Genomic DNA, 11,625 nt, shown 5'->3' with positions numbered 1-11,625 from the left:
TTAAATAATGCAATATATTACTGCACTTTACCAATCGAACCAATCAATTAAATTGAAAGACAGATGCCCAATTTTGTGTATTATCTGCCACCATCACAAAGGAGGGATTAATTAAACTTTCACGCTGATTATAGGTGAGCGGTTGATAGTGCGGATCGAAAATCATTCCATTGATTTCAGCTAATAAAATTTCAGCGCCTGCCGTATCCCATTCGCCAGTTTTACCGAGTCGAACATAGCAATCAACAGCTCCCTCAGCAACCAAACCGCTTTTCAAACTGCTCGAACCCACCACCGTAAATTCGCATGCCAAATTCTTTGCTAAAATTGACCGCACTTTTTCTTGTGAGGTAGTGGCGCCTACGGCGATTTTTAGCGGTTTTGTGAGATCGATTTTTTTGGGTTGTAAGATTTTTATTTCTTTGTTGCTTTGCTTGAATGCCCCAAAACCTTTCATTGCGTAATAGGTGATATTCAAAATAGGGAAGTGGATAACACCCAGTACAGGTTGATGGTTTTGTACGAGTGTAATCAATACGGAGAATTGATCTGTGCGATCAATAAATTGTTGCGTGCCATCAAGGGGATCGATTAGCCAATAAGTTTGCCAAGTTTGGCGTTGTTCAAAGGGAATATTGCAGTTTTCCTCTGAAAGAACAGGAATGTCAGGGAAAAGTGCGGTCAGTTTTTTGATTAAAAATTGGCTGACAAATAAATCTGCTTCCGTGACAGGGGTGTTATCCGATTTAGTTTGTATTTTTACATCCTGTTGGTAAAAATGAGCTAAATGTTTTCCCGCTTCATTAGCGAGTGCACGGACTTGATCGAGAAGAGATTGAGATAATTGCATGTTTATTTCCTACTTTGATTTCGGTAATAACAAGGAGAGGAAAATTGTTGTATAGATTGCCAGGATGACAGAACCCTCTAAGACAAATAATACACGGTCAGTCAGATATTGAGTATTTTGTGCGATGAGAAGGTTGCCGATACTCCAATAACAAAAAAGAATGATGAATGAAAAAATGAGAATTTTATTCCACTGATGACGTAGATAGCCGCGGTATTTAGCAAAGTAAGCATTGATTATTGCTGGCACGGTGAGAGGCCAAAATGTTAGAAAGAAACCAAATAATACGGCATCGAAGTTGCCTTCTTTGCAGTAGTCCATTCCGAAAGCGACATAAGCAATAATGCTACCGATTAGCTGTGTAACCAATGGGAAGATGATAATTGCTTTTAGATAAGGGGATTGCGTTGACACCTTAAGCTCCTAGAAAAATAGGCTATCCGAGGACAGCCTATTTAAATCCATTATTTCGATTTCTTCGCACGTAATACACGAGAAACGAAAATAAAGATACCAAAGATAAATACGGCAAGACCAAGTAATTCGCCAATATTATCCCAATTTTCTAATCCTAAGGCTAATGGATCTTCAGAACCACCTGAGGTGACAGATGCCGCAATAATGAAGGCTAAGATGACGCCCATCAAGCTTTCACCCACAATTAAACCCGCAGCGAAAAGTGTGCCGAAACGTTCTGCTTTTTTCTCCACTTCAGTATCGTTAGTGCGTTTTGCATAGTTTTTAATATGACGGGTGATAAACCATGCCATTACCGCACCGACCACAACCGGCATATTGATTGATGGTGGAAGGTAGATACCAATCCCAACCGCTAATACTGGTAAGGCAAAGCGGCTGTCACTGGTTTTACGCATGAATGCATCCACAATGATCAATACAATACCTAAACCAACACCAGTTAAAATGTAGGTCCATTCTAAATGGTCGGTGAAAATACCTTGTGAAATGGTGGTCATAAGGGTTGCTTGTGGTGCTGAAAGCGCTTGTGCTGGATCCATATCTGGACGTGGTAATGCGCCAGTGAAACCATAAGCGTGGTATAAAATTTCTAATACCGGTGCAATCACTAATGCACCAACGAAACAACCGATAATCAATGCAACCTGTTGTCTCCAAGGGGTCGCTTCAACTAGAAGACCGGTTTTTAAGTCTTGTAAGTTATCGTTTGAAATAGTCGCGGTGGTTAAAACGATAGATGCCGTGAATAAGGTCAATGCGGTTAAGAATTTTTGACCGTCCGCTGTTTCAAATAAACCACTGCTTTTACCAATAGTCACTAAAACAAGTGAAATCACGATAACAGAAATAATCCCGATACCAGAAATAGGGCTAGAAGATGAGCCCACAAGTCCAGCCATATAACCCGATGCTGCTGCAACGAAGAAACCAATTAACACCGCAAGTAGCGTACAAACCACCACTAATAATACGGCAAGCTCGGCAGAAATAGGCGCTGCGGCAACGAAGTGATATAAAGAAATCACGATTAACACGACTGTCGCCAATAAAATGTAAATGATGGTTTTTGGTGATAAGTCGATATCAATACGATGTTCTGATTCCTCTTGGGAACCTTTTAACATACGGAAAGAATGAATCATCCCTTCGATCATTGGTTTGAGAAGGATTAATAATGTCCAAATCGCTGCGATACCGATAGTCCCGACACCAATAAAGCGAACTTTGGTTTTCCATTCGGTCATCGCATAGCTCACGATTGACGCATCGGTTGGCATATCGCCTGTTGCAGTGAAATAAGGTACTGCGACACCCCAAGCAAGGAATGTGCCGAATAACATGGCCAGACCGCCCACGATACCAATTAAGTAACCCGCTCCCACTAAGGCAAGAGAGAAGCCCATTGGTAATTGGAAAATCGCTTTACCGTTAGAGAACCATGCGCTCGCGCTATCAGACATGACACGTAATGCATTGGTGAAGAATGCAACGGTTCCTGCAAAAATACCGCCGTAAGCAATATCTTTTACACCGCTGTCGCTTTCGCTATTGTTACCCGCTTTTAAGATTTCAGCCGCAGCCACACCTTCAGGGTAAGGTAAGTCGCTGTTTACCACCATTGCACGACGTAATGGAATGGTAAATAGTACGCCTAGAGTACCACCAGAGGCACAGATAAGCACCGTTTGCCAAAATGGGAATTCTTGCCAGTAGCCCATCATTAATAGGCCTGGAAGCACGAAAATAACAGAAGATAACGTCCCTGCTGATGAAGCTTGGGTTTGTACCATGTTATTTTCTAAGATACTGGAATCCTTGAAGAATTTTAAAATTGCCATTGAAATTACGGCAGCTGGAATGGAGGAGGCGAAAGTCATCCCCACTTTAAGACCTAAATAAACGTTAGATGCAGTGAAGATCACTGTAATTAACGCCCCAAGGAACATTCCTCGGAAGGTCAATTCTTTTAAATTATCATGAGACATAAATTTTCCTATTTATTTTTGAAAAATGACTATACATTCTCAAAAAAAGAATAATTATTCAAGTTTTATTTAAAGTTAATCGTTTGTGATTAGAATTTATCTAAATTTCTTCGATTTATTTACGTTTTTTTAAATAATCTCGTAAGATATAAAGTGCGGTTAAGTTTCTTGCCTCATTAAATTCATCACTCACCAACAGGGCATCAAGTTGAGATAAAGGGTAGCGTACGATTTCTAATGGTTCGGGCTCATCCCCTTCCAGTTGATTTGGGTATAGATCTTCACCTAGTAAAACGTGCATTTTATGACCCATGATTTGTGGATTGATCTTCATGGTGCGTAAAAACGTCCATTTTTTTGCGCCAAAAGCAATTTCTTCCTGCAATTCACGATTTGCACTTTGTTCGGGCGTTTCTCCTGTATCCATTCCACCTTTTACAAAACCTAGTTCATATTGTTCCGTTCCAACAGCATATTCGCGAACCAGGAGAAGATCCTCTCCATCAATTGCAATCACCATGACAGAATCGCGATTAAAAGGGCGGAAACGTTCGTAAGTGCGGTCAATGCCATTAGAGAATTTGAGATCGACGGCTTGAATTTCAAACAAGCGGGATTTTGCCACGGTAGAAAGGGAGAGAATGTGTGGAAGTTGTTTTTTCATAATATTAGCCCTATTATCTTGTTATTGGCTCATCATACGCAAAGTGAGAGAAATAGGAAGAGTTATGGCTGAAAATAATGAAGTACGATTAGATAAATGGCTTTGGGCGGCGCGTTTTTATAAAACCCGTAGCATTGCGAAAGCAATGATTGAAGGGGGTAAAGTCCATTACAACGGCCAACGTACAAAAGTGAGTAAAACCGTCGAAGTTGGTGCGATGATTAAACTTCGCCAAGGTAGCGACGAAAAAGAAATTGAAGTGATTGCTTTAAGTGATCAACGCCGTGGCGCCCCTGAGGCCCAATTACTTTACCAAGAAACGGCACAGAGTGTGAAAAAACGCGAAGAAATGGCATGGGCAAGAAAAAATAATGCACTGTCTATGCCACATCCTGATCGTCGTCCAAACAAAAAAGAACGTCGAGATTTATTGAAATTTAAACACCAAGATGAGTTCTAGAAAATAAAAGTGCGGTCAATTTGACCGCACTTTGTGTATTAATGGTTTTTGTGGCTTGTACTGTAGAGGATTTTGTCGGTATAAGCCATCGCAATCGCTGAAATCAAGAAAGCAAAATGAATAATCACTTCCCACATAATCGTTTTTTCAGGAATTTTTGAGGCATTCACAAAGGTTTGCAATAAGTGAATAGACGAAATGCTGATAATTGACATAGAAAGTTTAACTTTCAGCACGGTCGCATTCACATGGCTCATCCATTCAGGTTGATCCGGATGATTTTTCGTGCGTAGTTTTGAGACGAAAATCTCATAACCGCCTAATGTCACCATCACCAATAAGTTCGCAATCATCACTACATCAATGAGATTGAGTACGGCGAGCATAATGGTGTCTGCATCCATTTCATTAACATTGGTGATGAGATACCACAAGTTTTTCATAAACTTGTAGGCATAGATACCTTGTACGACAATTAAACCTAAGTAAATAGGCACTTGTAGCCAACGACTCGCAAAAATTGTTTTGCTTAGAAAACTGGTTTATTCGTTATATTTTGCACATGGATCCGTGATTTCTTTTTGTTCTGTCGCCATAAAATTCCCCACAAATAAAAAATTTAAATAAAAAAGCGGCAAGAAAATAGCCGCTTTTAAAGAAAAATTCAACAGGGATGCTTTATTTTACCCCGTTCTCGGTAGTGATAAGGGATAGGCGCGTTAAGTCCACGTCATTATTGAGTAATTCAACGTTTGGCATGCTCTTGTTAGCTTTCGCTGACAAGTCTTTAAAGCGTTCCACTTTCCCCACTAAACCTTGTTGCCCCACAAGGGCGGTGACGGTGCTGTTGTATTGATTGCTCACCGTGGAAAGGGTATTCCCCAGTTTGTTTAAACGTTCTGCCACCAGGCAAATCTGGTTGTAAATTTCCCCCGCTTTTTCTGCGATTTCTTTCGCTTCGGCGTTGCCTCGTTCGATACGCCATAAATTCGCCACTGTGCGTAAAATTGGCATGAGGGTCGTGTGCGAAACCATAATCACATTTTTCTCGTAGCCATAATTAAATAGACTTGGATCTAATTTTAAGGCTTCAATATAAGCGGGTTCCACTGCAATGAACATCAAGACAAAATTAGGACTGCGCATGCCAATCAAATTGCTGTAATCCTTGCGGTGCAAGTCATCAATGTGATTTTTCAGGGCTTTAATATGCTCCCTTAGTAAACGCTCACGTTCGAATTCATCCTCAGAATTGACCGCACTTTCGTAAGCATTCAATGACATTTTGCTATCGATGATAATATTTTTCTCATCAGGTAAATTGAGCACAAAATCAGGATAGTTTCGACCGCCTTGTTCATCTTTAAAATGGGCCTGCGCACTGTAATGCACGTTTTCAATGAGTCCCGCAAGTTGAAGTGCGCGTTCAAGTTGCACTTCTCCCCAGTTGCCTAAGGTTTTCTTTTCCCCTTTTAGCGCAGAAGTTAAATTATTGGCCTCTTGCGACATATTTAAGCCAATTTCCAACACCTTTTTAATTTCCGCTTCTAAGCCCGCATTACCTTTCACCGATTCCGAATGGATTTCATTGACCCGTTTTTGAAAGCCTTCGATTTGTTCTCGGAAAGGCTTCAACAAGGTTTCCAATGCCGTTTGATTGGTTTGATTAAAGGATTGGCTTTTTTCTTCCAAAATGCGGTTGGCCAGATTTTGGAATTCTACGCCTAGTTGTTGTTTGGATTGTTCAATATGCTGTTGCTGTTCGGCAAAATGCTTTTCTTTTTCGGAAAGGGTGGTTTTCAACTCCGTTAATTCTTGTGAAAGTGCGGTCAATTTTTCCTGCGTTTTTTGCTGCTCTTGTTCTTTTCTAAGCACATTTTCTTGCGCTTGTTGTAATTGACCTTGTAAGCTTTCGGCTTGTGCTGACGCGATCCCAAAGCGTTCTTTTAATGCGGTAATTTGTCCGCCAATTTGATCGTGTCGGAGCTGTTCTTCATCCAATTCTTTTTCTAAATATTGGATTTTTTCATCACGTTCATTAAGGCGAGTTTGCAATCCTTCCGCATGAGTTTGTGCTTTAACGGCTTGTTGTTCTAATTGATTTTTGACCACACTTAAGGAATCAAAACGCTCAGCCAATTGATTGTAATCGTCGATGGTTTTATTGAGATCTTGTTGTAATTCTTGCGTATCTCGTTTGCTACGGCTTAATAGAAAAAGCATCACAATACTGATAAAAACCAGCACGGCAATGATAATTAAATATTGATTAGACGTGAGTTCTGACATAAATAGGCTCCTAGAAACGCAAAAATTTTAGCATATTCCTAGAAACTTTTTAAAAATTAAGATGGTTAATCAGATAAGAAAAGTGCGGTCAAAATAACCGCACTTTTTAGGAAGATTAGTAGTTTGAGTTAATCAATACTTCTTCACCGTAGCCACCAAGGGTTGGCATTGGTTGATAAGTGGAGTTAGCAGCACGCATTAAACGAATACCACGAATACCCGCTTCTTTTGCTGCGAGGATATCGTCATCGCTGTCACCATAGTGAATACTCACTTTGTGCTCAATAATACCTGGTGTTTTGTTATATTTAGTTGGAAGTTTGCGACCGCCCATGAATTCTACAGGGTGCATGTCTTTAATATTAAAGGCTTTTTGTAGCACTGGTGTCACACCATCTTTATCGCCCGCTGTACGACCGGTAATGAAATAAATTTGGTCACCACGTGCTTGGTGCATATTAATTAAATCCACCGCAATTTGTTTTGGAATAGAATATTGGTCACAACCTGCATTCACTTCATTCCAGAAATCTTGATTTTTTAAATAATCATTTTTACCTGGAGAGTATTTTTCTTGGCCGTGATAGAAACAAGGGCTACTGAAAAGTACAGTATCGTCAATGTCGAAGCTCACATTAATGGGTGCTTTACCTTCCAATTCTTTTTTCAACTGCTCAACAGAGATCCAGTGAATCGGTTTTTGCTCTGTCATTTCACGAGCATTCGTACCTTGTTCAGTGTAAGGTTCTTTGTTTGATGCAAAAGTAGAGACTGCGCTTGCCGCTAAAATTGCAATGGCAGAAAGTTTAAGTAAATTTTTCATGTTTTCCTCATTAAGTAGTTTGTTTTACTTGTAACAAATCATATTCCTTTAAAATAAAGGTGTAAAATAATAGCAATCGTTTGCTATTTAAAAAGGTGATCTTTGTCACATTTTTTTTGAGATGGTTGTTTAATAAAACATCAAAGAAAAATTTCCCCTTGAATTTGGTGGAATCGATCGCCATATAACGAGTAACTTTTCTTAAAAGAAGGATAAAAAGAATGACAACAATTGTAAGCGTACGTCGTAATGGCCAAGTAGTTGTTGGGGGCGATGGACAGGTTTCACTAGGCAATACAGTGATGAAGGGGAATGCCCGCAAAGTACGCCGTTTATATAATGGCAAAGTTCTAGCCGGTTTCGCAGGCGGCACAGCTGATGCGTTCACTTTATTTGAATTATTTGAGCGTAAATTAGAAATGCATCAAGGGCATTTGTTAAAAGCCGCGGTGGAATTAGCCAAAGATTGGCGAACCGATCGTGCGTTACGCAAGTTAGAAGCGATGCTGATTGTGGCGGATGAAAAAGAAAGTTTAATCATTACCGGTATTGGTGATGTGGTACAACCGGAAGAAGATCAAATTCTTGCTATCGGTTCCGGCGGTAATTATGCGTTGTCGGCCGCTCGTGCATTGGTGGAAAATACCGATTTATCAGCACGCGAAATTGTGGAAAAATCTTTAAAAATTGCCGGTGATATTTGCGTGTTTACCAATACAAATTTCACTATTGAAGAATTACCGAATAAATAAGGAAAAATTATGTCTGAAATGACCCCTCGTGAAATTGTTTCCGAATTAGATCAACATATTATCGGCCAAAAAGAGGCGAAAAGAGCAGTTGCGATCGCGTTGCGTAACCGTTGGAGAAGAATGCAGTTGCAAGAACCACTTCGCCATGAAGTCACCCCTAAAAATATTTTAATGATTGGACCAACGGGCGTGGGTAAAACCGAGATTGCGCGTCGTCTTGCAAAATTAGCTAATGCACCATTCATTAAAGTGGAAGCAACCAAGTTCACCGAAGTGGGCTATGTGGGGAAAGAAGTGGATTCCATTATCCGTGATTTAACGGACAGTGCGATGAAATTGGTTCGCCAACAAGAAATTGCGAAAAATCGTGCGAAAGCAGAAGATGCGGCGGAAGATCGTATTTTAGATGCATTATTGCCCCCACCGAAAAATCAATGGGGTGAAGTCGAAAACCACGACACCAACAGCAGCACTCGCCAAGCGTTCCGTAAAAAATTACGTGAAGGACAATTAGACGATAAAGAAATCGAAATTGATGTGTCTGCAGGCGTTTCAATGGGTGTGGAAATCATGGCACCTCCAGGCATGGAAGAAATGACTAATCAGTTGCAATCCATGTTCCAAAGCCTGGGTTCGGATAAAACCAAAAAACGCAAAATGAAAATTAAGGATGCATTAAAAACCTTAATTGACGATGAAGCGGCCAAATTGATTAATCCGGAAGAATTGAAACAAAAAGCCATCGATGCCGTTGAGCAAAATGGTATCGTGTTTATTGATGAGATCGACAAGATCTGTAAAAAAGGCGAATACAGTGGTGCCGATGTTTCTCGTGAAGGTGTGCAACGTGACTTATTGCCATTAGTGGAAGGTTCAACTGTTAATACGAAACACGGGATGGTGAAAACCGATCATATTCTCTTTATTGCATCGGGCGCATTCCAAGTGGCGCGTCCATCGGATTTAATCCCAGAGTTGCAAGGTCGTTTGCCGATTCGTGTTGAATTATCAGCATTAACGGCAGAGGATTTTGAGCGTATTCTAACTGAGCCAAATGCGTCTTTAACGGAGCAATATAAAGCGCTTATGGCGACAGAAGGCGTGAGCATTGAATTTACACAAGATGCCATTAAGAAGATTGCCGAAGCTGCATTCCGAGTGAATGAGAAAACGGAGAATATCGGTGCAAGACGTTTACATACCGTTATGGAACGTTTAATGGATAAAATCTCATTTGATGCGAGCGATATGAACGGACAAACCGTGAATATTGATGCGGCTTATGTGAGTGAGGCATTAGGCGAAGTGATTGAGAATGAAGATTTAAGTCGATTCATTCTGTAATGAAAGTTTAGATAAAGAAAAAGTGCGGTTATTTTTAACCGCACTTTTTCTATCTCTAGTTTTATCTCTAGATTAAGATTAGTGACCGCCGCAACCACAGCCTCCATGACCGTGTCCGTGATCATGATCGTGTTTATGACCACCGCCACAGCAACCACCGTGTCCATGATCGTGATCATGGTGATGATGACCGTGACCGCCGCAACCACAACCGTGACCATCTTCGTCATCATGATGGTGGTGGTGATCATGTGCGCCATGTACGTGACCGTGAGCAATTTCTTCTAATGTTGCTTCACGAGTGCCAACAACTTCCACAGTGAAGTGTAATTCTTGACCCGCTAACATATGGTTACCATCAACTACCACTTCATCGCCATCCACTTCCGTGATCACAACAGGAACCGGGCCAATATCTGTGTCAGCTAAGAAACGCATACCAACAACGACTTCATCAACGCCTTGGAATACATCTTTTGGTACACGTTGAACCATATTTTCATTGTATTCGCCGTAGCCTTCTTCAGGTTGAACACGCACTTCAAATTTGTCGCCAACTTCTTTACCTTCTAAGGCATTTTCAAGACCAATGATTAAGTTATTGTGGCCTTGTAAATATTCTAATGGTTGATTTGCTGGTGCTTCATCAACTAATACACCGTCTTGAGTACGTACTTGGTAAGCAATACTCACAACCGTATTTTTTGCTACTTTCATATTGTTTTCCTTATTAAAAAAATCGTCATTCATTGTATAGAAAATTATTCTTTAAGCAATGCAATTCGCGCATTCACACTGACTTTAATTTTCTCTTTACCACTTTGAGTGTAAGTTTCATCTTTTTCATCCGAGTAAGATAAACTTTTTGCCATCATTGCCCCTGCGGCATAAGGGCGAAAATCATTCGCGGAATCATTGGCAGAAGACACATCAAGGCTTTGTGTGTGATAACCTTTCATCTGCAAAGATTCTTGAATTAATAGGGCTTTATCTTTAACTTTTGCTAAAGCTTCTTTGGTTAATTCTTTTTCTAAGCTATTTAATTTCTCACGTGAAACAGAAGCGCTTACGCGATCAATGGCTAATACGCCATCTAATTCATGTACTAAGGTTGATAATGCTTGAGAATCTTTACTTTCTAAGGTTAATTCTGCACGCGCAATCCAGCCTTGTTGTTTGCCTTTATTGTCATAGCGAATCCAGGTATTGCGAGAATTATCTTTAATTTCAACCGCACTTTGTGCTTTTGCTAACTCAATGGCTTTATTCATTTTTTCTGCCATGGTTTTATTGAGCGCGGATAAATCATTGCCTTCCGCTTGGTAAAAAAGAGACACTTGCAATAAATCGCGTTCTACCTCTCTTTCAGCTTCAACACTAAAGCTGACATCCGTTGGCTGATGAGATACGGGCTCTGCTGCAAAAGAAGTGATAGGCAAGGCAAGTAATGCTAAAGAAAGCGCTTTGAGTTTCATTGTTTCATTCCTATTTGGGTAAGATAAAAATTAAGGGCGGTTTAACGCGCCCTTTGTTATTATTAATGTAAACGTTCGTTGTAGTCTTCGACATCTTCATCGTCAAAAAATTCGCCATCATCGCCGTATTCATCATCTTCCGCATTCGGATCTTCAAAATACGTGCCCCAGCCATCATAAATACCTTTGTATTTTTCCACTAATGGCAAAATTTCTTTTTGTTGTGCATCAATGATTTCAGGTTTTAATTCCACTTCACTGATGATGTCAAAACAGAAAATGACCTTGTCATTTTCATCTTCAAATTCTTCTGCTTCTGACACTTCATAGCCTGCTTTGAAAGCATCCACGGCAATTTTTTCTAAGGTATCAAAATCATAATGGGCGATGTGATGTTCGATAATATAAAGGGCATCCGGATCGCTGCCATCATTTAATAAATCCGTAATGATTTCACGGGTTTCTTCTTGAAGTTCGTTAAAGTTCGTCATAAGGCATTCCTT

General features: G+C 40.2%; 12 protein-coding genes and 1 pseudogene. 3 read left to right on the top strand and 10 right to left on the bottom strand.

Features of this window, described 5'->3' with window-relative positions; genetic code table 11:
• Positions 1–43: 43 nt before the first annotated feature.
• The 4 genes from cysQ to nudE all read right to left on the bottom strand — a co-directional run bounded on the left by cysQ (position 44) and on the right by nudE (position 3,979).
• Entirely contained in the window at positions 44–850 is an 807-nt protein-coding gene (gene cysQ / locus HMPREF2732_RS09300; RefSeq protein WP_049364704.1) for a 3'(2'),5'-bisphosphate nucleotidase CysQ, read from the bottom strand.
• Positions 851–859: 9 nt separating this feature from the next.
• Positions 860–1,264 carry a hypothetical protein gene (locus tag HMPREF2732_RS09295; RefSeq protein WP_049364705.1) on the bottom strand — a complete coding sequence of 135 codons (405 nt, stop codon included), beginning with the start codon at positions 1,262–1,264 and terminating at the stop codon, positions 860–862.
• 50 nt (positions 1,265–1,314) lie between these two features.
• Positions 1,315–3,315 carry an OPT family oligopeptide transporter gene (locus tag HMPREF2732_RS09290; RefSeq protein WP_080970223.1) on the bottom strand — a complete coding sequence of 667 codons (2,001 nt, stop codon included), beginning with the start codon at positions 3,313–3,315 and terminating at the stop codon, positions 1,315–1,317.
• Between the two features lie 115 nt (positions 3,316–3,430).
• Positions 3,431–3,979, bottom strand: coding sequence for an ADP compounds hydrolase NudE (nudE, locus tag HMPREF2732_RS09285; protein ID WP_049364706.1), 549 nt, complete (start codon positions 3,977–3,979; stop codon positions 3,431–3,433).
• 64 nt (positions 3,980–4,043) lie between these two features.
• Between nudE and hslR the strand changes: the two genes are divergently transcribed.
• Entirely contained in the window at positions 4,044–4,439 is a 396-nt protein-coding gene (gene hslR / locus HMPREF2732_RS09280) for a ribosome-associated heat shock protein Hsp15 (protein ID WP_049364707.1), read from the top strand.
• Positions 4,440–4,477: 38 nt separating this feature from the next.
• On the opposite strand, the pseudogene HMPREF2732_RS09275 reads toward hslR, so the two are convergent.
• The 3 genes and pseudogenes from HMPREF2732_RS09275 to aphA all read right to left on the bottom strand — a co-directional run bounded on the left by HMPREF2732_RS09275 (position 4,478) and on the right by aphA (position 7,551).
• Positions 4,478–5,035, bottom strand: a pseudogene (locus tag HMPREF2732_RS09275) (TIGR00645 family protein).
• An 82-nt stretch (positions 5,036–5,117) separates the two neighbouring features.
• The gene (gene rmuC, locus HMPREF2732_RS09270) at positions 5,118–6,728 is read right to left on the bottom strand and encodes a DNA recombination protein RmuC (protein WP_049364708.1); all 1,611 of its coding nucleotides are present in this window, start codon (positions 6,726–6,728) and stop codon (positions 5,118–5,120) included.
• 115 nt (positions 6,729–6,843) lie between these two features.
• Positions 6,844–7,551: an acid phosphatase AphA gene (gene aphA / locus HMPREF2732_RS09265; RefSeq protein WP_014064597.1), complete on the bottom strand. Its 708-nt coding sequence runs from the start codon at positions 7,549–7,551 to the stop codon at positions 6,844–6,846.
• 221 nt (positions 7,552–7,772) lie between these two features.
• On the opposite strand from aphA, the gene hslV reads away from it, so the two are divergent.
• Together hslV and hslU are read left to right on the top strand one after the other, a co-directional pair.
• Positions 7,773–8,303, top strand: a complete 531-nt coding sequence (gene hslV, locus HMPREF2732_RS09260) for an ATP-dependent protease subunit HslV (protein ID WP_049364709.1) — start codon at positions 7,773–7,775, stop codon at positions 8,301–8,303.
• A gap of 9 nt (positions 8,304–8,312) precedes the next feature.
• Positions 8,313–9,647, top strand: coding sequence for an HslU--HslV peptidase ATPase subunit (gene hslU / locus HMPREF2732_RS09255; RefSeq protein ID WP_049364710.1), 1,335 nt, complete (start codon positions 8,313–8,315; stop codon positions 9,645–9,647).
• A gap of 78 nt (positions 9,648–9,725) precedes the next feature.
• Here hslU and slyD read toward each other — a convergent pair whose 3' ends face one another.
• The 3 genes from slyD to rraB form a co-directional block, all read right to left on the bottom strand.
• Entirely contained in the window at positions 9,726–10,364 is a 639-nt protein-coding gene (gene slyD, locus HMPREF2732_RS09250) for a peptidylprolyl isomerase (protein WP_049364711.1), read from the bottom strand.
• A 44-nt stretch (positions 10,365–10,408) separates the two neighbouring features.
• Positions 10,409–11,122, bottom strand: a complete 714-nt coding sequence (locus HMPREF2732_RS09245; RefSeq protein ID WP_049364712.1) for an SIMPL domain-containing protein — start codon at positions 11,120–11,122, stop codon at positions 10,409–10,411.
• Positions 11,123–11,184: 62 nt separating this feature from the next.
• Positions 11,185–11,613 carry a ribonuclease E inhibitor RraB gene (rraB, locus tag HMPREF2732_RS09240; protein WP_070592695.1) on the bottom strand — a complete coding sequence of 143 codons (429 nt, stop codon included), beginning with the start codon at positions 11,611–11,613 and terminating at the stop codon, positions 11,185–11,187.
• Positions 11,614–11,625: the final 12 nt, after the last annotated feature.

Origin of the sequence: Haemophilus sp. HMSC061E01, assembly GCF_001810345.1 — a bacterium.
Taxonomy (GTDB): domain Bacteria; phylum Pseudomonadota; class Gammaproteobacteria; order Enterobacterales; family Pasteurellaceae; genus Haemophilus_D.
Note: the sequence above shows the minus strand (reverse complement) of the source record. Positions and strands in the feature narration are given on the sequence as shown.